The organism is Bradyrhizobium sp. USDA 4486 (genome assembly GCF_054057995.1).
The window spans coordinates 3295391-3317821 of the sequence record NZ_JBSRZV010000001.1 but is presented as its reverse complement, the minus strand read 5'-3'; the positions used below and the strand labels follow the sequence as shown (position 1 = coordinate 3317821).

Below are 22431 nucleotides of genomic sequence, written 5' to 3'. Positions count from 1 at the left end.
CCATGCCGAGAGTGCAGGCGGGAGATGTGCAACTCGGCTGGCGGGAGTGGGGGCAAGGCGACGTCACGGTCGTCTTCATCCACGGCAATCTCGCCAGCAAGGACTGGATCGAGCTCGCTGCGCCCTTGTTTCCGACCGGCCTGCGCGTCATCGCAATCGACTGGCGCGGTTGCGGTGACAGCGATCGCCCCAAGCCCGCGCCGGACTACGCCAACTACTCCATGCAACAGCACGCCGAGGACATGCTGGCGGCGCTCGATGCGCTCGATATCGGCTACTGCCACCTTGCGACCCATTCGACCGGCGGCATCATCGCCGCGCGCATGCTGTTGATGCAGCCGCAGCGCTTTGGCCGCGTCTTCGCGCTCGATCCGGTGACGCCGCTCGGCGTGGCCTTCAATGCCGAGCAGATTGGGTCGTTCAGGGCGATGATGGCGAGCAAGGAGCGGACACGGTCTGTGATGGCGACCGCCGCCTCGTCGCTGTTCGAGCCGGAGAGCATGGCGCCGAACATGGTCCCGCGATTTCGCGAGGGGCTCGGCGAGATCCAGGTGCTGTTCGACCGGATCATCGAGCAGACCTTCGGCGTGTCGGAGGGGATCTGGATCGGAACGCCGGTCAACTTGACGCGCGAGAAGGGGAGCCGCGAGCTGGAGCGGCGCATGCCGGAGATCCGGCATCCGCATCTCGTATTGTGGGGCGAGTGGGACGGCTGGATTGCACCGGCCGATCTCCGCACCATGGCCGAGGCGATGCCAGATTGCCGTCTGGTGGTGATCCCCGGCATCGGCCATTCGATGAACCTCGAACGGCCGGCGCTCTATGCCGGTTATTTCGGCGCCTGGTTCGGAGGCCTCCGTGCCGGCTCGTCGTAGCCCACTGAAAGCGGGCCTGGATTCGCGCTCGCCGTGTTGCCCTGGTCGTCGTGATCGGCACGAACTTCCCGATGTCGCTGGTCGTATTCCCCCGACTCGATTTTTCGTTCCTGTCGGCCGAGCAGCGGGGCGGAACGACCATCGGCGCCGTGTCCGGTGTCTGGTCGACGATTTCATGCGCCTGGTGACGGAGCATCACCTCGCTCCAGAATTGATGCATCGTGTCACGACAATGAGCGCCGGCACCCTGGACGCGCTTCGCCACAAGGGCACCGTGCTTCTGCTGTTGCCGATCAGCGGTCTCACCCACCGGGAAAGCTATCTCGACATGGTGATGACCGTGATCGTCAGTTGCATGATCGCGCTGGTCGCCGTGCTGATACCGGGGGCGATGTTCGGGTCGTTCTGAGGGCTGAGATCGCCAGCTAATGTCGTTCCGGCAGCGCATAGGCGCGGACGTAATCGCCGAGCTTGGTGCCGAACGAGCCGTGGCCGCCGTCGACCGTGACGACGTATTGCTTGCCGCCGGCCTCATAGGTCATCGGCGTCGACTGGCCGCCGGCGGGAAGGCGGTCCTGCCAGAGCTGCTTGCCATCGCGGACGTCGAAAGCGCGGATGTAGTCATCCATCGTTCCCGTGATGAAGACGACGCCACCCGCGGTCACGATCGGGCCGCCCAGCATGGGGACACCGAGCTTGAATGGCAGCGGCAGCGGCGCCTGATCGCGGATCGTGCCGATGCGATGTTGCCAGATCACCTTGTGCGTTCTCAGGTCGATGGCCGCGATATTGCCCCAGGGCGGCGCGAGGCAGGGGATGCCGAGCGGCGAAAGGAAGATGCCGAGATCGACGCCATAGGGGGCACCGTACATCGGCTGCACGCCGAGTTCGGTGCCCGGCGGATGCGCCGCGTTCGGCGCGGCCGGGTTGTCCTTTCCACGCGGAACGAGGCGGGAGACGAACGGGATCGATTGCGGGTTCGCGATCGCGATCTGACGTTCGGGATCGACGGCAATGCCGCCCCATTCGAACATGCCGAAGTCGCCCGGGAAGACCAGGGTGCCCTGTTCTGACGGCGGCGTGAACGGGCCCTCATAGCGCAGGCGCTTGAACTTGATGCGGCAGGCCAGCTGGTCGAACGTCGTGCTCCCCCACATCTGCGCGTCGGTCAGCATGCCGGGCGGGCGGAAGCTCAATTGCGAGAAGGGCTGCGTCGGCGACAGCCGGTCGCCCGGTGCGGGTCCTTGCGGCACTGGCTTCTCCGGTGCGGGCACCAACTGATGCCCGTCGCGGCGGTCGAGCACGAAGATGTCGCCGGTCTTGGCCGGAATGTAGATCGCCGGCGTCACGCTGCCATTCGAACGCTGATCGACCAGGCTCGGCTGCGATGGCATGTCCATGTCCCAGAGATCGTGGTGCACGTTCTGGAACGACCAGCGCAGCTTCCCCGTCATGATATCGAGCGCGATTAGAGCCGAATCGTAACGCTCGTTTTCGGGCGAACGTCCGCCGCCCCAGATGTCCGGCGAGCTCGAGCCGAGCGGCACGTAAACGAGCCCGAGGCTCTCGTCGACCGCGGAAATGCTCCAGGAGTTGGGAGAGCCCGCGGTGAATTGATGCGACGCCGAGGGCATCTCGTTGGGGTCGGTATTGCCGGCGTCGAACGCCCAGATCAGCCGCCCGGAATAGACGTCGAAGCCGCGGATCACGCCCGATGGCACGCGATCGGAATAATTGTCGATGACGGCGCCACCGACGATCAGGACCTTGTCGGTGACGACGGGCGGTGAGGTTCCCTCGTAGAAGCCGAGGGTCTGGATCTCGCTTCCTTCCTTGAGGTCGATCTGCCCGTGATTGCCGAAACTCTCGCAAGGCTTTCCGCTCTGTGCGTCCAGCGCAAACATGCGTCCGTCATTGGTCGGAATGAAAATGCGCTGGGCACAATCGGCCGGCGCAGGCGCACCGTCGGCCGTCACGGCGCCCGGTTTTGTTGCGTGATAAGACACGCCGCGGCAGGTCATGTGCTGGAAGGTCTTATTGTGCTGGACCTGCGGGTCGAACTTCCAATGCAGTTTTCCGGTCGCAGCCTCCAGGGCAAATACGATCTGATGCGGAGAGCAGGTGTAGAGAAGATCGCCGACCTTGAGCGGCGTCGCCTGGTTGGTGATCTCGTCGGGATCATCCGGCCCTTTGTGGTCACCGGTGCGAAATTCCCAGGCCAGGGTCAGATCCTTTACATTGTGCCTGGTGATCTCGCTCAGCGAGGAATATCGCGTCCCGAAGCCGCTGCCGCCATAGGCGGTCCAGTTCTCGGCTGCGCTGGCCGGTGAGGAAGAGGCAATGGCGCCGGTCGTGTCGTTCCCGGGGATCGTGCCGGCAAGATCGCGGCGGTCGCTCGTCAGCGAAATACCGAGTACGACGGCTGCAACGACAAGGACGAGACCGAGCGCCCATCGCGCCGCTCGCAAGCGGGGACCGAGGCGGGAGGCAACGAAGGGAAGCAACAGCCATAGGCCGAACGGCGCAAGCACGTCGCCGCGCGGGGCCAGCGACCAGAAATCGAATCCGGCTTCCCAGATCGCCCACGCCATGGTGGCGGCAAGCAGCGCGGCATAGACCCAGAGAGCCTCGGCACGACGGCGCGCGAGCAGCCAGCCGGTGAGCAGAAGCATGGCCCCCGCGAGGAGATAGTAGACGGAACCGCCAAGGGCTGCGAGCCAGGCACCGCCAGCGAGGAGCGCCAGTCCCATGATGAAGACGACCGCGATGGTCACGGCCAGCAATGGGATCTCACGGAAAGAGATCGGTGAACGATGTGTCGGAGTCATGATGCCTGCTTCAGCGTAGCGACAAGCGCGGGATTCCGCGCGCGAGCGCGCGCAGCGCTTCCGGCATAGTCAGCTCCCGACATGCGATGTTCCGTTGCGGCAATGTCTCTGCGGCCGAGAGGTTCCTGCAAGGCTAGGAACTCTTGCGCAAGCCTTCCGTTAGCGGGAGCAGATTCCCGGAGCGTTCGATGACTGAATACCCAAAGCCTCCTTTCCCTTCGCAGCAGCAACCGATGCCTGGTTCAACGCGTGCGATGGATCCCCGGCCGGATCACGGCGAGGAGAGTTACAAGGGCGCCGGGCGCCTCGCCGGAAAGAGGGCGATCATCACAGGCGGCGACAGCGGGATCGGCCGCGCGGTCGCGATCGCCTATGCCCGTGAAGGCGCGGACATCGCCATCGCCTATCTGAACGAGGACGAGGATGCGGCCGAGGTCAAGGCGCTGGTGGAGCGGGAGGGCCGCAAGATCGTCCTGATCCCGGGCGATATCCGCAGTCCCGATCACTGCCGGTCCATCGTGCGTCGTACGGTCGAGGACCTTGGCGGGATAGACATCCTCGTCAACAATGCCGCGCATCAGGCCACGTTCAAGGACCTCGAGGAGATCAGCGACGAAGAGTGGCAGCGGACGTTCGAGACCAACATTCATGCCATGTTCTATCTGACCAAGGCCGCCGTACCCCACATGCGCCCGGGAGCTGCGATCATCAACACGGCCTCGGTGAATTCCGACATGCCTAACCCGAGCCTGCTCGCCTATGCCACGACGAAAGGGGCCATTCAGAACTTTACGGGCGGCCTCGCCCAGATGCTGGCCGGGAAGGGCATTCGGGTCAACGCAGTCGCGCCGGGCCCGATCTGGACGCCGCTGATCCCCTCGACCATGCCGGAAGAGACAGTGAAGAATTTCGGCAAGCAGGTGCCGATGCAGCGCGCCGGCCAGCCGGCCGAGCTCGCAACGGCCTATGTCATGTTAGCCGATCCGCTCTCGAGCTACACCTCAGGCGCGACCCTGGCCGTCACCGGCGGAAAGCCGTTCATCTGAACAGGAGATAAGGCGGCGCAATTGGTGCGAAGCGGGCCGGGTCGCGTCTCGGTCATCCCGCAAGAAATCCGCCGTCAACCGCGACCACCGTACCCGTCGCATACTGCGACGCTGGCATGCAGAGGAATGCGACCGCGCCGGCGATGTCCTCGGGTTGTCCCCAGCGCTTGAAGGCGGTGCGGTCGGCGATGCGCTGATAATGTGCGCGATCGGTGCGGCCGGCGGCGTTGATTGCGGTTTCGATGTAGCCAGGTGCCACCGCGTTGACGCGGATACCTTCCTCCGCCCATTTGAGGGCGAGTGCCTTGGTCAGCATCACGACGCCACCTTTGCTGGCGCAATAGGCGGGGATTCGCGGCAGCGCCAGCATCGCATTCATCGAGGCGATGTTGACGATCGAACCCTTGCTCTCCGCGAGCAGCGCATGGAACGCCATGCAGGTCCGGAACGTACCGGTGAGATTGACATCGAGCACCTTCATGAATGTCTCGATCTCGAATTCCTTGTCGCGTGCAAGAATGCCGGCGCAATTGACCAGCGCGTCGACGCGCTTGTGCTGTCCGGCGAATGACGCGATGGCCGCATCGTCGGTGACATCGAGAGTCGCAAGCGTGAGGCCAGCGCGTGGCTTGAGCAGGATGCGGGCAAGATCGGCATCGTTGGCACCGGTTGCTGTGACCGTCGCGCCGAGGTCGCAAAACTGGTTGCTGATCGCCGCGCCGATGTCGCCGGCTCCGCCGATCACGACGGCATGAAAGCCGGGTGCGAGGGAGAAATTCGAAGTCATTGGGGTTGTCTCACTTCAGGGATTTCGGAGGCGGGGCGGTCGATTCACGGACCACCAGCGAGAAGTCGATCTCGCGATGCATGATGGTCTGCTCGCCGGCGAGGCTCCGGACCAGATATTCGCCGGCGCGCTGCCAGGTTTCCCCCGTCGGGACGTGAATCGTGGTCAGGCTCGGCCGCAAATGGCGGCTCCAGTCAAGGTCGTCGAAACCGACCACCGACAGATCGCGGGGCACGGAAAAGCCGTCGCGCTCCGCCTCCAGCAGCACGCCATAGGCGATGACGTCGTTGCCGCACACCAGGGCCGTCGGGCGATCCTTGAGATTGAGGAGATAGCGGGCCGCCTCGCGGGCGTCGTCGAGCGTATAGGGCACCTCGACGTGCCATTGCGGGGGAAGCTCGATGCCATTCTCGGCGAGCGCGCGGCGAAAGCCGGCGACGCGGGCGCTGGCGCGGTCATTGTTGCGCTGAAGCGCCGAGACGATCCCGATGCGGCGATGACCGAGTTCGATGACATGTGCGGCGGCGCGATGGGCGGCCGCTTCGTTGTCGGTGCCGACGCAAGGGTAAGGACGGTCAGGCTGGTAGATGCCGACATTGATGAAGGGCACCGCGTTGTCCGCGAGCAGCTTGCGCAATCCGTCGTGATGGCAATCGCCGCGTAGCACGAGGCCGTCAACGCCGCGGCTGATCAGATTGCGCGCCTGCTGCAATTCGACGTCGAGATCGTAGCCGCTGGTGGTGAGGAATAGCATGTATCCGACCGAGGAGAGATACTGCTGAAGCGAGGCAATACCGCGCGCGAACATCGTGTTGTCGATCGTCGGCACGATCGCGCCAAGGGTACGTGAACGGCGCGACGAGAGGATGCGAGCCGGCGCATGCGGGATGTAGCCGAGCGCATCGATGGCCTGCTCGATGCGCGCGCGCAGGGGCGGGCTCACCGCATCGGGATTATTGAGCGCGCGCGAGACCGATGCCGTCGAGACGCCGGCGCGGGCCGCCACGGCGCGGATGCCCTGCTTCACAGACTTGGCGCTGGTTAGTCCCATGTATGTAACGTTACATCTCGGCTCGGATCGCCGGTTGATAGCGGATAATGTCGCATATTCGTCGCAGATTGCAGAGCTTGTCCATTGCTTGACACGGCGTTGGCGGAGCGTAAATTGTAACCGTTTTCATGCCATAGTCAAAATGGTCCGCCAGCTTAAGGCGGCTCGCCGGGAGGAGAGTTCGATGAAGGCCAGGATGCTTGCGACGCATGTCGCGTTGCCCGTTCTCGCGATTGCCGCCAGCGCGCAGGCGCACGCCGCCGATTTCGACTGGATGAAGTTCAAGGGCAAGACCGTCACCTTTCTCGCCAATAACAATCCGGTCGCGCAGGCGCTGCTGACCTACAAGGCCGATTTCGAGAAGCTGACCGGCATGACGCTCAAGGTCGACGGCTATCAGGAACAGCAGATGCGCCAGCGTCTGGTCACTGTCATGAATGCGAACAGCGACGAGGTCGACGTGTTCATGACGCTACCCTCACGCGAGGGCGAGCAGTTCGCCGCCGCCGGCTGGTACGCCGATCTCACCGCGATGGCCAGGAATGAGGTTGCCAAGGATTACGACCCTGCCGGGCTGAGCCAGGCGCTGCTCAAGGCGGCTACGTTCAATGGCAAGCTCACCAGCATGCCCATGAATCTCGAAGGGCCGATCTTCTATTACCGCACGGACATCTTCAAGAAGTGTGGCCTCGATGCGCCGAAAACGATCAAGGACGTCGAGGCTGCCGCCGAGAAGATCAAGACCTGCGACAGCGCGGTGACGCCCTTCGTCTCGCGCGGCCTCAAGCCGGCGGTCGCCTACACCTTCAGCAATATGCTGCACAATATCGGCGGCACGTACATCGCTGGCGGCAAGTCGAACCTCTGCTCGGCCAAAGGCAAGGAAGCCCTCGACACCTATAGCCGGCTGCTGCGCGATTTCGGTCCGCCCGGCGTCGTCAACTACAGCTTCCAGCAGATCTCCGCGCTCTATCGCAGCGGTCGCGCCGCGATGGCGTTCGAATCGTCCAACGAGCTGCGTACCGTGATGGAAGGCGGCGCGCGCCTGAAGGACACCGGTCTGCTGCCGTTCCCGGCGGGCGAGGCTGGGCAGGTGCCGACCACGATCGGCTGGGGCATGGCAGTGTCCTCGCACAGCAAGCAGCCGGATGCGGCCTGGTACTTCGTGCAGTGGGCGACTAGCCCCGAGGTGCAGAAGAAGATGGCGCTCCAGGGCATTGCGCCGCCGCGTCCGTCCGTCGCCAACGATCCTGAATATCGCAAGTGGATCGAGGAGGAGCCGGTGCGGAAGGAATGGCAGGCCGCGCTCGACGTGCTGGCCACCAAGGGCTCGTCCGAAGTCGGCTATCCCATCGTCGCCAATCCGCAATCGCGCGAGTTCATCGGGCAGGCCGTGCAGGATCTGATCCTGAAGCAGAAGCCGATCGACCAGGCCTGCGCGGATGCCGACAAGGCGCTCGATGCACTGATCGCACTGAACTAACGGCTTCTCGCCGGCAGGCCAGCGGCCTGCCGGCACCCAATTCGATCGAGGACACCAACGCATGTCGGACACGGCTGCGGCACTCAGGCAGGACCGGCAGAAGCTGGAGATGGCGGCGCTCTCGGCGCCGGCCGTGATCTTCACGCTCGCGATGATTGCGTTTCCGGTCGTCTATACGATCTGGCTCGGCTTCCAGAATTTCTCCTCGACCGGCAAGCAGTCGTTCGCGGGGCTCGCCAATTACTCGAAGCTGATCTCAGACTACGAGTTCTGGCACGGGCTGTGGGTCACCATCGCGCTTTACTTGCTGTCGCTGGTGCTCCAACTCGTCTTCGGCGTCTGGCTGGCGCTGGTGCTGTTCCACGCCAAGCGCCTGCCGGGCATCGTGCGCTCGCTGTTCATCTCGCCCTTCATGATGCCGCCGGTCGTGGCTGGCATGATGTGGCTGGTGATTCTCGATCCGTCGCTGGGCGCCGCCAATTATATCCTTCAGCTGTTTGGCTTGCCGCCGTCGGACTGGCTGGCCTCGCCGATATGGGTGATTCCGACCGTGGCACTGATCGATAGCTGGCAGTGGACGCCTTACGTCGCCCTGATCGTGCTGGGTGGATTGCAGTCGCTGCCGCCGAGTGTCTACGAGGCCGCGCAGATCGACGGCGCATCCCCGTTCAAGACGTTCCAGCGCATCACGCTGCCGCTGCTGCTGCCGACCATCGTCACCGCGGCGATTCTGCGCAGCGTCGATCTGCTGCGCTTCTTCGACATCATTTACATCACCACCCAGGGCGGCCCCGGCAACGCCTCGAATACACTCAATATCTACGGCTTCCGCGTCGGATTCGAATTCTTCAACATCGGCTATGCCAGCGCCCTGATGCTGACGCTGACGGCGATCGTGTTCGGCGCCGTGCTAGCCTTCAACCGCCTGCGCGGCGCGGTGGCGTGGTGACCCCATGACCGGTGCAGCCACCACCGATCGCTGGATCCGCTGGCTCAACACGATCCAGCTCGTGCTCGCCGGCGTGCTCATCATGGCGCCGACGGTCTGGATGGTGCTGTCCTCGTTCAAGCCTTCCTTCGAGGTCACCGCATATCCGCCGACGCTGATCTTCAGGCCGACGCTGGAGAACTACGTCGAGTTGACCAAGACCACGCCGTTCCTGAGCTATGCGCTCAACAGCCTCATCGTCACAGTCGGCTCGACCGCGCTGGGACTATTGTTCGGAATTCCGGCCGCTTTCGCCGTCTCGTGGACGCGCATCTCGTGGCCGGCAATCCTGACGCTCGCCGCGCGCATGGCGCCGGGCACGCTGTTCCTGCTGCCGTGGTACGTCATGTTCCGGCAAGTCGGCATGATCGGCTCCTACACCGCGCTGATCCTCAGCCATGCCGTGATCACGCTGCCGATCGTGATCTGGGTGTTGCTGCCGTCGTTCGACGGCATTCCACGCAGTGTGTTCGAGGCGGCGCAGGTCGACGGATGCAGCGTCACGCGCCTCCTCTGGCGCATCGCGCTGCCGCTGGTGGCATCCGGCGTCGCCGTCTCGGCGATCCTCGCCTTCGTGTTCTCGTGGAACTACTTCCTGTTTGCGCTGGTGCTCTCGAACGGCGACACCAAGACGCTGATCGCGGCGGCCTTCAACTTCATCGGCGAAGGCTCGACGCAATGGGGCGCCCTCATGGCCGCGGCGACGCTGATCGCGTTGCCACCACTGGTGTTGGCGGCCCTGGTTCAGCGCTGGCTGGTGTCCGGACTGACGCTCGGCGCGGTGAAAGGCTAGGTATCTGATGAACGTATCACCCCGTCCGAATGCGATCATGCAGGCTGCGGTCTTCCACGGCAACGACCGCATCACCATCGAGCGCGTCGCGATGCCCGAAGTCGGAACCGGCGAGGTGCTGGTGCGCGTCTCGCGCACCGCGCTGTGCGGCTCGGACTTCAAGCTCTGGCACAAGGGCGCCGAGTTCACCGCAGGTCACGAGATTTTCGGCGTGGTCGAGCAGCCTGGTCACCGGCTGCATGGCCGCCGCTGTGCCGTTTATATCCCGCTTCATTGCGGTCATTGCGCCGCGTGCGAGCGCGGCGACACCCAGATGTGCCTGGAAGTCTCCAGCCTGATCGGCTGGAACAGGCCGGGCGGCTATGCCGAATACGTGCCGGTGCCGGAGAACTGCCTGCTGCCGGTACCCGATGATATCGAGGATAGTCTCGCGCCGCTGCTGCTCGACACCATCGGCACGTCAGGCCACGCCGTGCGCTTCGTCAGTCGCGTGGTGCCAGCGCGTGAGGCAGGTCCGGTCCTCGTCATGGGGGCGGGGCCGGTGGGCCTCGGCGTGGTGCTGGCGCTCCGCGCGCTCGGCTATAGCGACATCTACGTCGCCGATCCCAACGCGGCGCGGCTGAAGATCGCGCAGTCCTTCGGCGCGACGGCGCACCCGGTCGGCGCGACCTCCAAGCGCTTTGCCCTCATCATGGAATGCTCGGGGGCCCATGCGGCGCGCAACCTCGGCATCGATCTGGTCTTGCCGCGCGGCGCGCTGGTGCTGGTGGGCGAGAACGCTGCGCCCTGGACCATCGAGGAGGGCAAGGTCTTCCGCCGCAAGGACTTCTACATGATCCGGACCTTCTATTTTCCGGTCTCGGAGTTCGAGCCGAATGTCGAGCTGCTGCGCAAGTACAAGGACGAATATCGCGTCCTGGTCGACGGCGAGTTCGGCCTTAAGGCCTTGCCCGAAAATTTCGCCCGCTTCGCCAAGGGCGAACTGATCAAGCCCGTGCTGGCGCTGGACTGAGCGATCATGGCCTCGATCTCGATCCGCAATCTCGTCAAGCGCTACGGCAATTTCACCGTCATTCCCGATCTCAATCTGGAGATCGCGGATCATGAGTTCGTCGTCTTTGTCGGCCCGTCCGGCTGCGGCAAGTCGACCTTGCTGCGCATCATCGCGGGTCTTGAACCGATCTCGTCCGGCGACCTCTATATCGGCGACAAGCGCGTCAACGGCGTCCAGGCCGCGCAGCGCGATATCGCCATGGTGTTCCAGGACTACGCGCTCTATCCGCACATGAAGGTCTACGACAACATGTCGTTTGCGCTGGAGCTGCGCGGTACGCCGAAGGCGGAGATCGATGCCCGCGTGAAGCGCGCTGCCGCGCTGCTCCACATCGAGCCTTATCTCGATCGTAAGCCGAGAGAGCTCTCCGGCGGTCAGCGCCAGCGCGTCGCCATGGGCCGCGCCATCGTGCGTAACCCCAAGGCGTTCCTGTTCGACGAGCCGCTGTCCAATCTCGACGCCAAGCTGCGCGGGCAGGTGCGCACCGAGATCAAGGCGCTGTCGCAGGAGCTGAAGACCACCATGGTCTTCGTCACCCACGACCAGATCGAGGCCATGACCATGGCCGACCGGATCGTGGTGCTCCAGAGCGGCACGATCCAGCAATATGACACGCCCGAGATGGTCTACGAGCGGCCGGCCAACCAGTTCGTCGCCGGTTTCATCGGCTCGCCCGCGATGAACTTCTTCCCGGTGGCGTGGCGCCAGGAGCGCGCAATCCTTTCGCAAGGTGGAATGGTGGTGCCGCTGGACGGCGAGACCGCAAGCCGCCTGAGCAAGGCCGGCAACGCCGTGTTGGGCATTCGCCCTGAACATTTTGCCGTTGCTACCGATGGCATTGCGATCAACGTCAAGCTGGTCGAGCCGCTCGGCTCGGACACGCTGATTCATTTCGATCTCGCCGGCGGCCCCGCGATCGCGCGGGTCGATCCGTCGCTGCGGCCGAAGGTCGGCGATCGCATCAGTCTGCGTCCGCGGCCGGGCAAGACGCATCTGTTCGATGCGGCCAATGGACAGGTCCTGCGGTGAACGCATCGGCCAACATGGATGATCTCTCCGCGCTGGCGGACGTCGCGTCCAGGGCGAGACCCGTGCACGTGATCTGCCTCGGGCTGTCTGCGCTCGACCAGGTCTGGCGCGTCGATCGGCCGTTCGCGGGCGGAAGCGAGAAAATCAAGGCCGTCGCCTACGGCACGCTCGGCGGCGGTATGGCGGCCAATGCGAGTGTGGCAGTGGCAAAGCTCGGCGCCTCTGTCGCGTTCTGGGGGCGGGCAGGGAACGATGCCGCCGGCAAAGAAATGAAGTCGGCCTTCATCGCTGAAGGCGTCGACGTCGAGAATTTCCGGCTGTTTCCTGATGGACGCTCGTCGGTTTCCGGGATCATCGTCGACAGCGCAGGCGAGCGACAGATCGTCAATTTCCGTGGCCTCTATCCGGAGGCCGCGGACTGGCTTCCGCTCGAAACCGTGGCGCGCGCATCGTCCGTGCTGGCCGATCCGCGCTGGGCCGAGGGCGCCGCCACGTTGTTCGGGGAGGCGCGGGCGCGTGGCATCCCGACGGTGCTTGACGGCGATATGGCCGATGCAGAGGTGTTCGAGCGGCTGTTGCCGTTGACCGATCATGCGATCTTCTCCGAGCCTGCGCTCGCCTCCTTTGCTGGCTCCGCCGAAGATGAATCTCTCGCAGCTTTGGCGCGCTTCGGCTGTACCGTTATCGCCGTGACACGTGGCGAGGATGGCGTGAGCTGGTACGAGAACGGCCAGCTGCAACGGCAGGCGGCCTTCGCCGTCGACGTCGTCGACACAACAGGCGCGGGTGACGTCTTCCATGGCGCCTATGCACTGGCGGTCGGCGCCGGCCTCGATGTGGGCGCCGCCATGGCGTTCTCGGCAGCCACGGCTGCCCTCAAATGCCGCCACGCCGGCGGCCGCAACGGAATCCCCGATATCAACGAGTGTCTTGTATTCATGAGGACGAAGGCATGAGAACGATTGGAAAGAACCGCGGCCTGGCACGACTTGCTGACGCGGATGGCCACTTTCGCATGGTCGCGCTAGATCAGCGGCCGCCACTGTTCGATGCCATCGCGAAAGCCAAAGGCATCACACGGGAACAAGTCGAATATTCCGACGTCACGGCGGCCAAGCGCCTCCTCGTCGAGAACCTCGCGCCGTATTGCAGCTCGATGTTGTTCGACCCGAATTTTGCGGTGCCCGCCGCGATCGACCTGTTACCGCCGCGATGCGGCTTGATCATGACTCTGGAAGAGCATCGCGTCGAGGAGACCGCTGGCGGCCGGAAGTCGCGCGCGATCACCAATTGGAGCGTGGAGAAGATCCGCGCCATGGGGCGGTGACGCCGTCAAGGTGCTGGCCTGGTACCGGCCGGACGCCGATGCCGCGGTGAACGAGCACCAGAAGCGCTTCGTGCGGGAGATCGGGCAGGACTGCGCCCGCCATGACATTCCCTATGTCCTCGAACTGCTGGTCTATCCGTTCCTTGGCAGTGCCAACCACACCGCCGACTACGTGGAATCGCCGGGCAAGCTGCCGGGTCTCGTCATCGACAGCGTTCGCGAGTTTGCCAAGCCGGAATATGGTGTCGATCTGCTTAAGCTGGAGAGCCCGCTTGCGGCTGACGGTCTGCCGGCCCGCGACGGCAGCGCCGAGGCGAAGTCCGCGCAGAAGAAGTTCGATGCGATCGGCGATATCTGCCGCGAACGGAGCATTCCCTGGGTACTGCTGTCGGGCGGTGCGGCGCCTGAAAAGTTCGAGCGTGTGCTCGACTACTCCTATGCCGCAGGCGCAAGCGGCTTCCTGGCGGGCCGGACCATCTGGCTCGATGCCGTCCTGAAGTATTTCCCGGATCGCGCGGCAGTCTCCGCAAGCCTGCGCAGGGATGGCCTCGGCGTGCTGGAGCGGCTCAACCGGCTGACCACGGCCAAGGGCACGGCATGGAAGGCGCGTTTTCCGGTATTCACCGACATCAAGCAGGAAGGTGACTTCGCGCGCGCCTACTAAGATGGTACCGGTTCCGCATGGTCTCGCAGGATCTGCAACATGACCGATAGCTTCACCATCCGTTCGATCGAGGCGTTCTGCTACCGCTACCCACTGGCTACGCCGGTGGTGACCTCGTTCGGCAGCATGCTTGACCGTCCCGCCGTCTTTGTCCGCGTTGTCGACGAGGACGGCGTCGAAGGTCGGGGGGAGGCGTGGTCCAACTTTCCTGCTCCAGGCGCGGAGCATCGCGCCCGGCTTATCAACGAGGCGCTTGCGCCGAGCCTCGTCGGGCGCAAATTCGAGGCTCCCGCTCAGGCTTTCGAAGCCCTGACCAAGGGCACCGAGGTGCTGGCGCTCCAATGCGGCGAGCCTGGACCGTTCGCGCAGGCGATTTCGGGCATCGATCTCGCGCTATGGGATCTTTTCGCGCGACGCCAGAATTTGCCGCTGTGGCGGCTGCTCGGCGGACAGTCGCGCACGGTCAAGGTCTACGCGAGCGGCATCAATCCCGGCGGCGCCGCGCAGACGGCCGAAGCTGCGCTTAAACGCGGCCATCGTGCGCTGAAGCTGAAAGTCGGCTTCGGTACCGAGACCGACCTCGCCAATCTCGCGGCGCTGCGCGACCTCATCGGCACGGGTATGCTTGCCGCGGATGCCAATCAGGGGTGGTCCGTTGCGCAGGCGTTGGCAATACTGCCGCGCTTGGCCACATTCGATCTGCGCTGGCTGGAGGAGCCCATCCGCGCCGACCGGCCGCGCGAGGAGTGGCGCAGGCTGCGGGTCGTTGCGAAGATGCCGATTGCCGCAGGCGAGAATATCTCCAGCGTGGAGGGATTCAAGCTCGTTCTGGCCGAAGACGTGCTCGGCGTGGTTCAGCCCGACGTCGCGAAATGGGGCGGGCTCAGCGCCTGCGCCGGCCTCGCGCGTGACGTCCTGAAATCGGGCAAGACGTTCTGCCCACATTATCTCGGTGGCGGCATCGGGCTGCTTGCCTCGGCGCATCTCTTGGCGGGCGTTGGAGGCGACGGCTGGCTCGAGGTCGACATCAACGACAATCCGTTGCGCGATCTGTTCTGCGGTCCCGTCGCCGATGTGACGGACGGTACGATCATCCTGGGCGAAGAGCCGGGGCTTGGCTTTACACCGGATCTTGCTTCGATTGCACGTCACCGCAGTTTGTGAAAGCCTCCGCACCAGTAGCCATGGCCGCACACGATGCGTCTTTCCGGCAAGGACATGCTCAATCGACAACCCAAAGCGCGATCACGATTCATCCCAATATCATCGCGTCGTCCGCTGCCGCTCCCCTAGTCTAGCGCTTCGGGCCATCAGCGCCGCCTGTTCCTCTCGAATCCAGCATACGTTGGATGCGTTCTGCGTGCTCTTTCGTCAGATTCTCGGCCAGATCGGCTCCAATCACCGCCGGGCCTTTCCTTTCTCGATCGTATACCATCCAACCCTTGCCACCCATTCGAACAAAAAATCTGCTCTGCAATGGCGTTCGGTCATTCACCAAAATGGCTCCAAAATCCTGGGCTATTTCTACTAGTCAAGCTCCGAGCATAGCATCTGCCTATGCAAGCTGAATCGGGACATTTTGGCAATTCCTCGTAGAGGTGTATCAAACACAAAATTGAGTAACTGTTTCGGCATTTGGACCCGAGCCCGCGCTCCTCTGCAGATAGAGACGCAGCCCATGATGAGGCGAGCACAAGGAAAGGTGTGATTGGGCGATCCGGAGAGGGCTCGGCAGACCGAAGTGGCTGATCGGGATTTTTCAGCTAGCGCAATTTCCGTCAATGCGTTGGCAAGGACAACGAAAGAGATCTATTCGGAATATTTCGATGGCGGCGACGCAGTCCAGCCGTGTGCCCGCTGGCGACAAACCTATCGGCGCCGCCAGCGGCTTTTTGCCAATCTCTCCGCGAACAGATGTGAATGCACCAAGTAACAGAAGTATTGGTCAGGATCAGTCGGAGCGAATTGGCGACAGAAACATGCTTTTGTTCATGCCCAGCGGAAGCATACAGTTGTTCCACTGAGTTGCCGGCGAGGGGCTCTATTCACATCACCGCGTTGCGTGGATTCACGACTGTGTACCCTCTCAATGAACGCGCGTGTATTCGCGTTGTGTGTCCACCTGAGTTGGCGTCGTATGCCATCCAAACGTCGCCGGCGACATGCTGCTCCAGGACGAAAACGTGTCCGCGCCTTGCCGCAACCATTCCTGGTGCCGGCGACGTGCGCGGGAACCGCAGCCAATTTGCCGCGAGGTTCAGTTCCGGCACGATGCGGCCAAATACGCGCAGGGCGGCGCCACAACCGCAGAACGCAGAGGGGCAACCGGCGGGGCGGCCGCCAACAATTCGACTGCTGGTGGGAGTATTGAGCGCGGCAAGTTGATCTAACCGATGTGTCCGCGGCGAGTGCCGCAACACCGTTCGCTGATTCAAGTTTTGCGAGTAGGATGAGAAGTCACAGGGCATGGTGATGTTGCATTCGGACGCGCGATCTACTCGATATGGTCGCGCGTCCGAAGTGAGGGAGGTGATCGCAACGAAGCAGCACGCAAAAATTACTTGCTTGAACATCACAGGCTCCAAATTGAAGGACCCCGCCCCCGAGCAAGGAACAACCATCAACAGATTGGCTGAAATCCGCCGAAAAAGCGGCCTCACTCTGCATGAGAGGCCAACTATACTTCTGGAGTAACTCCAAGCGTGCCGCTCGTCGCAGAGCGCCGCAGCCGCAGATGCGCCCCCGCTTCACGTGTCAATCATTGTCACGTAGTTCACATGAAGGGTGATTGGGCCCTTCGATCCGTCCAAGATCACGCGGAGGCTCTTGGGGTAGTACCCGGCCCCAATCACAGTCCCGATCCTTCCAGCGAGGCGAGGACCGGCGGCCTGCTTTACCTGAATTCGTGAGCCCGCTGGAAACTTGAGCTCGATTTCGGCCAACATAGAATCCTCGGCAGCGAGTGCCCAATTCTGCCCGAACGTCGCAACAGCGTTGCGCCAGATGGACGGGCGCGTGCGATTTCACAAAAAACGGCTCTTCGATTGACGGCGCTGAACGAGCAACACAGCCCGACGCCTAAGACAAAATTCCTTTCTTCCGCAACTTCGCGGCTCGCTCGGCAACGAAATCGATTTCGGTGCCTCAATACCGATGCCTAAGCGAATCCGGCTTGCAATAAATCAATCGCCGAACGGGACCACTGAACAATGGAAAGGCGCCGATGAGAACCTCCCTCATCGGGAGTAATCCGCGAGCATAGATTGTCCCGTTTGCTGTCCGCCGTGGCATTGAAACAATTGTGTCAGCGTTGTGCCGGATTTTCAGAGCTCTCCGTAGTGCCGATCGTTGGCAGAGCGTTGAATCCCCTTTTGAAACAGGCCGCCTCCCAATTTGGCAAACCATTGCTGTCGTGTTGCTGTGCAAACTTTAGGCACAACAATCCCTTGGTTACGCCCAAAGGAACGGGAATTCCCGCCTCAAACGTAAACATACGTTAGCCGCCGTGGGACGCACGATCGGTTGTCGGCGGTCAGGCCCAAAAGGGTCACTGGGGGTTTCAACACACATAGGGGAATATCATTGACTACCTTACACTACGCAGCTGGCGGGGGTCTGGACTCGAACGGTAACTACACACCAGCCGAAGCGGGATTCAATCTCGCGGACATCCAGTACGTCGACCAGGCGAACGCATTGCCCAACGGCGTGCAGGGTCTGGTCTGGCTCGATCAGTATCAAGGTGTGACTCAGGACTTCATCGACAAGGTCACACCTTTCCTCAACAATCCAAAAGTGTTCGGCTTCTACCTCGTGGATGAGCCGGATCCCACCGGGCAGTGGGGCCCGCAAGCCAACGCGGCGGACCTGAAGGCGGAATCCGACTGGATCCACCAGCACGATCCCGGCGCCAAGACGTTCACGGTCCTGAACAACATGGGATCATCGGACGACCCGAGCTACATGAACAGCTACAACCAGGCGAATACCCACATCGACTACTTCGGTCTCGATTGGTATCCGGTCTGGTCGGATCGTCCGAACGTCGATCTCAGCACCATCGACAAGTACGTCGCTGCTGCGGAACAGGCAGGTATCCCGCTCGACTCGATTGTCCCGGTGTACCAGGCGTTCGGCGGGGGCGGCTGGACCACCGAAACCGGCAGCCAGGTCGTCATGCCCAGCGCCGAACAAGCGCAGGCGATGATCAATCACTGGGCGGACCTCGTTCCCAACCCGGCGTTTGACTACGCCTATGCATGGGGCTCGCAGAATGGCGATACGGCGCTGGAGAACTCGCCGGAATTGCAGCAGGTCTTCCACGCGCACAATACGAGCGCGGGTGCGTCGACCCCGGTCCCGCCAGTCGTTAGCGCGCCCCCGGCTGAAACGCCGACCGACACGCCGGCGCCCGATCAAAGCGGAAGTTCGGCCTCCGACGGCAGCACGCCTCCAACTTCCGACGCGAGCGGAAGCACTGGGACGGACGGCAGCACGACGACGCCTGTTGCCGATGCCGGCGGAAGCACCGGCGGCTCGACGGGAAGCTCCGCGCCGACGACCAGCCCGACGACACCGGTTTCCGGTTCGGACGGAGCCACCGACCCTTCGGCCGGTGGTACGACGGACACTGGCTACTGGCATGGCGGCCATGGTCACTGGTCGGCCGACGCGTCCGGGTCCACCAGCGGCGATACCGGCGGCTGGCACAACAACCACGGCGGGAGCTTCGATTTCTCGCAGTGGATCAATGGTGCCACGGCGTCCTCGTTCGGAGGTCACGGGGGATGGCGAGGCCTGAACACGCTGTCATCTGCGGTGTCGGATACAATCACTGATCAGACCGATACCTCGGACACGGGGTCCTTCGTCGGGCATCTGGCTGACTTCGTGGCTCACCACCACGACCATCACGCGTGGCACTCGTGAGCTCCTAGCGTAGTTTTGCAACAAGAGCATACGCGCGGTCCGCCCGCGCGTATGCTCAATGTGGGGATGCCTCGCGACCGCAGTGGTCGGGAGTAGGGGTGCCATTCCGCGCACGGCGGAATGTTGAAATGCGGGCGTCCTGACGCTCGATTGCATGCAATTTTCAACCAGCTTACCGCCGCCCGGCCAAGGGCGGCCCGGATATGCACATGCACGCTTCGGCAAAACAATCAGCGCTCGCGAGCGCTCTCCGTCAGATACGTCCCGGCCTGATCGCGGCCGGCGGACTATCCATCTTCATCAATCTGCTGGTATTCGTCTCGCCGCTCTACACCATGCAGATCTACGATCGGGTGCTAACGAGCCGCAACGGGATGACGTTGTTGCTGCTGTCGGTGATCGCGCTCGCGCTCTTCGTCAGCTACGCGGCGCTCGAGCATTTTCGCAGCCGCGTTCTTGTGCAAACCGGGCTTCACTTCGATCAGCTCATCTCGGGGGAGACATTCGAGACCGCGCTCGGACAGGCGCTGAGCACAAGCAGCTCGCACCATGTCCAGCTGCTGCGCGACGTCGATACCTTGCGAGAGGTGCTGTCGGGCGGCGTGATCACGTCGCTGATGGACGTGCCGTGGACGCCGATTTTCCTCGCGATCTGTTTTCTGCTCCATCCCCTGATCGGCTTGGTCGCCCTGGTCGGCGCAGTGATCATTCTGACGCTGGCCTTCCTCAACGAGCGTCTTACGAAGAAGCCGCTGAATGCGGCTGCGTCGAAGAATCTCCATGCACTTGACCGTTTGACCTCTTCGCTCCGCAACGCAGAAGCGATCCGCGCGCTTGGAATGGGACCTGCGATCCGCTCATCCTGGGCGCAAACTCATGAACAGGCGCTGTCGGAAAGCGCGACGGCCGGAGAGCGCGGTGGGACGTTGCTCGCAATCTCCAAATTCCTGCGCATGGCGATTCAGGTCATCATCATGGGAGTGGGCGCCTATCTTGCGATCCAGCAGGAAATCTCGGGAGGTGTGCTGTTTGCCGCTTCGCTGATCATGGGACGCGCTCTTGCGCCCGTGGAGGCTGCCGTCTCGCAATGGAAGGCGCTCGTTGCCGCGCGGACCTCCTATGCCCGACTCAATCGCGCGCTTGAGGCGCGCGCCACGGAGCGGCGGCCGACGAGACTGCCGGCGTTGGTGGGCCAGGTCTCGCTTGAGGCCGCGACGGTTCTCGTTCCCGGTTCGCAATTGCCGGCTATCGCCGACGTCTCGTTCCGCCTGGAGCCGGGCGAGGTCGTCGCCGTCGTCGGCCAGTCCGGCTCCGGAAAATCGTCGCTAGCACGGGCTCTAGTCGGAGCCTGGCCGCTGGCGCACGGCTGCGTGCGTATCGACGGTAATGATATTACGCATTTCGACCCCAATTTCCTCGGACGGAACCTGGGCTACCTGCCGCAGGACGTGGAGCTGTTCGCCGGCACCGTGCGCGACAATATTGCTCGTTTCCGCGACGACGCGTCCGACGAGGCGGTCGTGGAGGCGGCGCAGTTGGCATCGGCGCATGCAATGATCCAGCGTCTTCCGAAGGGCTATGACACGGTGATCGGGGATAACGGCGCAGGTCTCTCCGGCGGCCAACGGCAGCGCATCGGGCTCGCACGCGCACTGTTCGGCAAGCCTGTGCTGGTCGTGCTCGACGAGCCGAACGCGAATCTCGACGGCGACGGCGATCGCGCGCTGGCCGATGCGATCCAGAGACTGCGGCAGAGTAAGGTGACGATCGTGATCATCAATCACCGACCGAACCTGCTCGCCGCCGTAGACAAGATCGTGTTCATGCACGACGGGCGGCTCGGACGAATCGGGACGCGCGAGGAAATGCTGCCTGCGCTGCTTGGCAAGACAGTTGCACCGATGCGACGCGAGGTGCGCGGGCCTGCCGAACACCATCGTGCTGACCGCCATCATCATGCTGAGGGCCACCACCGCGCTGAAGGTATTCACGGGTCCGCACAGTTTTCAAATCAGCTGCGCCCGGCGCACGCGACGAGGCAATAATGGACAAGATGTTGCAACGGGGAGCGGACGCTCTCGACAACGAACTGGCGGAACTTCTGAGGCAGTTCAACAAAACCGGCGAAGCGGCGCGAGCGCCGCTGGCTCCCGGCAAGCTGGCACCGCAAGCTTCGGATCAACTCCTTGCCAAGGCGAAAGCGATGACAAGCTCGCTGCTTCACCTTGCAAAGACAAAACTGCCCGCCCTGTGGTCCCAATGGTCCTCACTGGGCGACAATGAGGGGCCGCCGGGCGATTGGAAGACGCCCGCGCGGCGGGGCTTCCTGATCGTCTTCCTCACCTTTGGCGTGTTCGGCGGCTGGACAGCCCTCGCATCGATCGATGGTGCCGTGGTGGCGACCGGCTCCGTTGTCGTCGAGAGCGACCGCAAGGTCGTGCAGCATCTCGAGGGTGGAATCGTCCGGGATCTGATGGTGACAGGCGATGCGCATGTCGCGGAAGGTCAGGTCCTGTTGCGGCTCGACCCGACCCAGGAGCGGGCCAAGGAGGAGATCGCCCGCTCGGCGGTGTACTCGGCGGTCGCTGAGGAGGCACGTCTGCAGGCGGAAGCCGAAGGAAAGGATAGCATCACGTTTCCGGCCGAGCTGCTCCAGAAGAGCTCAGATCCGAGCGCGCTGCGCGCAATGGGGGACCAGAAGCGGCGCTTCGATGAACGTCGCGCGGCGCGAAAGATCGAGATCTCGATTCTCGAGGAGCGAATCGCGCAGGCGCAGCGGCAGATCCAGGGAAACACCGCGCAAAACAAGGGCGCCCACGCGCAATTCGACAGTGTGAGCCAGGAATACACCAAGCTCAAGCCGCTCGCTGACCAGGGCATCGTGCCGTTCGCGCGCGTCGCCACGTTGGAGCGCTCCAGAGCGGACCTCGAGGGCAAGATCGGCGCCTATGAGGCGGACATCGCTCGCTATGGCCGCATCATTGACGAGTCGCGGCTGCAGATCGATCAAGTCGGGCAGAAGGTGCTGGAGGAAGCAACCGGCAAGCTCGCCGACACCCGTGCCCAGCTTGCTGATGCGCGCGAGAAGCTGCGCGTCGCCGTCGATGTGCTGGCCCGGATGGAGGTGCGCGCACCGCGATCTGGGCGGATCGTGAACCTCAAGGTTCACACGATCGGTGCCGTGATCAAGGCGGGCGAGGTGTTGATGGAGATCGTGCCGGATAACGACGTGCTCGTGGTGGCTGCAAAGGTGTCGGCGCTCGACATCAACCACGTCCAGCTCGGCCTGCCGACCGAGGTGCGGCTACCCTCATTCAAGGCGCGCACGACGCCGATCGCTCTCGGGGAGGTGCTTTCGATCGCGGCCGATGCCACTCGCGACGATGCGACGCATCAACCCTATTACGAGGTGAAAGTGTCGGTCCAGGTCACTCAGTTCCCCGAGGCAGTCCGTGAGAAGCTCAAGCCTGGCATGATGGCTGACGTTCTGATCGCAACCGGCGAACGCACAATTCTTGCGTATCTGACCCAACCGATCACGGACGCGATCCGGCGCGGCATGAGGGAAAGCTGACGA

19 protein-coding genes are annotated in these 22431 nt (G+C 63.2%); 15 read left to right on the top strand and 4 right to left on the bottom strand.

Translation table 11 applies throughout. The features are described from left to right. The first annotated feature begins 2 nt into the window (after window positions 1-2). The gene (locus ACVWY3_RS16415) at window positions 3-875 is read left to right on the top strand and encodes an alpha/beta fold hydrolase (RefSeq protein ID WP_456839375.1); all 873 of its coding nucleotides are present in this window, start codon (window positions 3-5) and stop codon (window positions 873-875) included. Window positions 876-1050: 175 nt separating this feature from the next. Then, on the top strand, window positions 1051-1284 hold the full coding sequence (locus ACVWY3_RS16410) for a hypothetical protein (protein ID WP_456839374.1): 234 nt from the start codon (window positions 1051-1053) through the stop codon (window positions 1282-1284). Between the two features lie 16 nt (window positions 1285-1300). Here ACVWY3_RS16410 and ACVWY3_RS16405 read toward each other — a convergent pair whose 3' ends face one another. Further along, a complete protein-coding gene (locus ACVWY3_RS16405) occupies window positions 1301-3703 on the bottom strand; it encodes a membrane-bound PQQ-dependent dehydrogenase, glucose/quinate/shikimate family (RefSeq protein ID WP_456839373.1) in 2403 nt (800 codons plus the stop codon). Window positions 3704-3891: 188 nt separating this feature from the next. On the opposite strand from ACVWY3_RS16405, the gene ACVWY3_RS16400 reads away from it, so the two are divergent. Next, window positions 3892-4749, top strand: a complete 858-nt coding sequence (locus tag ACVWY3_RS16400) for an SDR family oxidoreductase (RefSeq protein ID WP_456839372.1) — start codon at window positions 3892-3894, stop codon at window positions 4747-4749. Window positions 4750-4801: 52 nt separating this feature from the next. Here the strand turns inward: ACVWY3_RS16400 and ACVWY3_RS16395 are convergent, their stop codons facing one another. Then, window positions 4802-5536, bottom strand: a complete 735-nt coding sequence (locus ACVWY3_RS16395; protein WP_456839371.1) for an SDR family NAD(P)-dependent oxidoreductase — start codon at window positions 5534-5536, stop codon at window positions 4802-4804. Window positions 5537-5546: 10 nt separating this feature from the next. Continuing rightward, on the bottom strand, window positions 5547-6587 hold the full coding sequence (locus ACVWY3_RS16390) for a LacI family DNA-binding transcriptional regulator (RefSeq protein ID WP_456839370.1): 1041 nt from the start codon (window positions 6585-6587) through the stop codon (window positions 5547-5549). A 184-nt stretch (window positions 6588-6771) separates the two neighbouring features. On the opposite strand from ACVWY3_RS16390, the gene ACVWY3_RS16385 reads away from it, so the two are divergent. From ACVWY3_RS16385 to ACVWY3_RS16345, 9 genes are all read left to right on the top strand, one after another. Continuing rightward, window positions 6772-8070 (top strand): ABC transporter substrate-binding protein, encoded by a 1299-nt coding sequence (locus ACVWY3_RS16385; protein WP_456839369.1) that lies wholly within the window; start codon window positions 6772-6774, stop codon window positions 8068-8070. Between the two features lie 61 nt (window positions 8071-8131). Beyond that, a complete protein-coding gene (locus ACVWY3_RS16380; RefSeq protein ID WP_456839368.1) occupies window positions 8132-9019 on the top strand; it encodes a carbohydrate ABC transporter permease in 888 nt (295 codons plus the stop codon). A gap of 4 nt (window positions 9020-9023) precedes the next feature. Further along, window positions 9024-9851 (top strand): carbohydrate ABC transporter permease, encoded by an 828-nt coding sequence (locus ACVWY3_RS16375; protein WP_456839367.1) that lies wholly within the window; start codon window positions 9024-9026, stop codon window positions 9849-9851. Window positions 9852-9858: 7 nt separating this feature from the next. After that, window positions 9859-10863 (top strand): zinc-dependent alcohol dehydrogenase family protein, encoded by a 1005-nt coding sequence (locus ACVWY3_RS16370; RefSeq protein ID WP_456839366.1) that lies wholly within the window; start codon window positions 9859-9861, stop codon window positions 10861-10863. A 6-nt stretch (window positions 10864-10869) separates the two neighbouring features. Continuing rightward, complete coding sequence (locus ACVWY3_RS16365) at window positions 10870-11934, top strand: ABC transporter ATP-binding protein (RefSeq protein WP_456839365.1); 1065 nt, start codon at window positions 10870-10872, stop codon at window positions 11932-11934. Window positions 11935-11948: 14 nt separating this feature from the next. Continuing rightward, entirely contained in the window at window positions 11949-12890 is a 942-nt protein-coding gene (locus ACVWY3_RS16360) for a sugar kinase (RefSeq protein WP_456843383.1), read from the top strand. Then, complete coding sequence (locus tag ACVWY3_RS16355; RefSeq protein WP_456839364.1) at window positions 12887-13261, top strand: hypothetical protein; 375 nt, start codon at window positions 12887-12889, stop codon at window positions 13259-13261. The genes ACVWY3_RS16360 and ACVWY3_RS16355 overlap by 4 nt, the downstream gene beginning before the upstream one ends. 10 nt (window positions 13262-13271) lie before the next feature. Next, window positions 13272-13925, top strand: a complete 654-nt coding sequence (locus ACVWY3_RS16350; RefSeq protein ID WP_456839363.1) for a tagatose 1,6-diphosphate aldolase — start codon at window positions 13272-13274, stop codon at window positions 13923-13925. A gap of 39 nt (window positions 13926-13964) precedes the next feature. Further along, window positions 13965-15089 carry a mandelate racemase/muconate lactonizing enzyme family protein gene (locus ACVWY3_RS16345; protein ID WP_456839362.1) on the top strand — a complete coding sequence of 375 codons (1125 nt, stop codon included), beginning with the start codon at window positions 13965-13967 and terminating at the stop codon, window positions 15087-15089. 881 nt (window positions 15090-15970) lie between these two features. On the opposite strand, the gene ACVWY3_RS16340 is transcribed toward ACVWY3_RS16345, so the two are convergent. Beyond that, window positions 15971-16498: a hypothetical protein gene (locus ACVWY3_RS16340; RefSeq protein WP_456839361.1), complete on the bottom strand. Its 528-nt coding sequence runs from the start codon at window positions 16496-16498 to the stop codon at window positions 15971-15973. Between the two features lie 1009 nt (window positions 16499-17507). Here ACVWY3_RS16340 and ACVWY3_RS16335 point away from each other — a divergent pair. The 3 genes from ACVWY3_RS16335 (at window position 17508) to ACVWY3_RS16325 (ending at window position 22428) form a co-directional block, all read left to right on the top strand. Continuing rightward, on the top strand, window positions 17508-18854 hold the full coding sequence (locus ACVWY3_RS16335) for a calcium-binding protein (protein WP_456839360.1): 1347 nt from the start codon (window positions 17508-17510) through the stop codon (window positions 18852-18854). A gap of 203 nt (window positions 18855-19057) precedes the next feature. Then, a complete protein-coding gene (locus ACVWY3_RS16330; RefSeq protein ID WP_456839359.1) occupies window positions 19058-20899 on the top strand; it encodes a type I secretion system permease/ATPase in 1842 nt (613 codons plus the stop codon). Next, window positions 20899-22428 (top strand): HlyD family type I secretion periplasmic adaptor subunit, encoded by a 1530-nt coding sequence (locus ACVWY3_RS16325; protein ID WP_456839358.1) that lies wholly within the window; start codon window positions 20899-20901, stop codon window positions 22426-22428. Before ACVWY3_RS16330 ends, ACVWY3_RS16325 begins: the two co-directional genes overlap by 1 nt. Window positions 22429-22431 lie beyond the last annotated feature (3 nt).

What these genes read in the sequence shown, in the direction of transcription:
- ACVWY3_RS16325 (WP_456839358.1), top strand. Translation starts at nt 20,899, where the DNA reads ATGGACAAGATGTTGCAACGGGGAGCGGACGCTCTCGACAACGAACTG.
- ACVWY3_RS16345 (WP_456839362.1), top strand. Translation starts at nt 13,965, where the DNA reads ATGACCGATAGCTTCACCATCCGTTCGATCGAGGCGTTCTGCTACCGC.
- ACVWY3_RS16360 (WP_456843383.1), top strand. Translation starts at nt 11,949, where the DNA reads ATGGATGATCTCTCCGCGCTGGCGGACGTCGCGTCCAGGGCGAGACCC.
- ACVWY3_RS16410 (WP_456839374.1), top strand. Translation starts at nt 1,051, where the DNA reads ATGCGCCTGGTGACGGAGCATCACCTCGCTCCAGAATTGATGCATCGT.
- ACVWY3_RS16365 (WP_456839365.1), top strand. Translation starts at nt 10,870, where the DNA reads ATGGCCTCGATCTCGATCCGCAATCTCGTCAAGCGCTACGGCAATTTC.
- ACVWY3_RS16330 (WP_456839359.1), top strand. Translation starts at nt 19,058, where the DNA reads ATGCACATGCACGCTTCGGCAAAACAATCAGCGCTCGCGAGCGCTCTC.
- ACVWY3_RS16355 (WP_456839364.1), top strand. Translation starts at nt 12,887, where the DNA reads ATGAGAACGATTGGAAAGAACCGCGGCCTGGCACGACTTGCTGACGCG.
- ACVWY3_RS16405 (WP_456839373.1), bottom strand. Translation starts at nt 3,703, where the DNA reads ATGACTCCGACACATCGTTCACCGATCTCTTTCCGTGAGATCCCATTG.
- ACVWY3_RS16385 (WP_456839369.1), top strand. Translation starts at nt 6,772, where the DNA reads ATGAAGGCCAGGATGCTTGCGACGCATGTCGCGTTGCCCGTTCTCGCG.
- ACVWY3_RS16375 (WP_456839367.1), top strand. Translation starts at nt 9,024, where the DNA reads ATGACCGGTGCAGCCACCACCGATCGCTGGATCCGCTGGCTCAACACG.
- ACVWY3_RS16400 (WP_456839372.1), top strand. Translation starts at nt 3,892, where the DNA reads ATGACTGAATACCCAAAGCCTCCTTTCCCTTCGCAGCAGCAACCGATG.
- ACVWY3_RS16370 (WP_456839366.1), top strand. Translation starts at nt 9,859, where the DNA reads ATGAACGTATCACCCCGTCCGAATGCGATCATGCAGGCTGCGGTCTTC.
- ACVWY3_RS16390 (WP_456839370.1), bottom strand. Translation starts at nt 6,587, where the DNA reads ATGGGACTAACCAGCGCCAAGTCTGTGAAGCAGGGCATCCGCGCCGTG.
- ACVWY3_RS16380 (WP_456839368.1), top strand. Translation starts at nt 8,132, where the DNA reads ATGTCGGACACGGCTGCGGCACTCAGGCAGGACCGGCAGAAGCTGGAG.
- ACVWY3_RS16340 (WP_456839361.1), bottom strand. Translation starts at nt 16,498, where the DNA reads ATGTTCAAGCAAGTAATTTTTGCGTGCTGCTTCGTTGCGATCACCTCC.
- ACVWY3_RS16415 (WP_456839375.1), top strand. Translation starts at nt 3, where the DNA reads ATGCCGAGAGTGCAGGCGGGAGATGTGCAACTCGGCTGGCGGGAGTGG.
- ACVWY3_RS16395 (WP_456839371.1), bottom strand. Translation starts at nt 5,536, where the DNA reads ATGACTTCGAATTTCTCCCTCGCACCCGGCTTTCATGCCGTCGTGATC.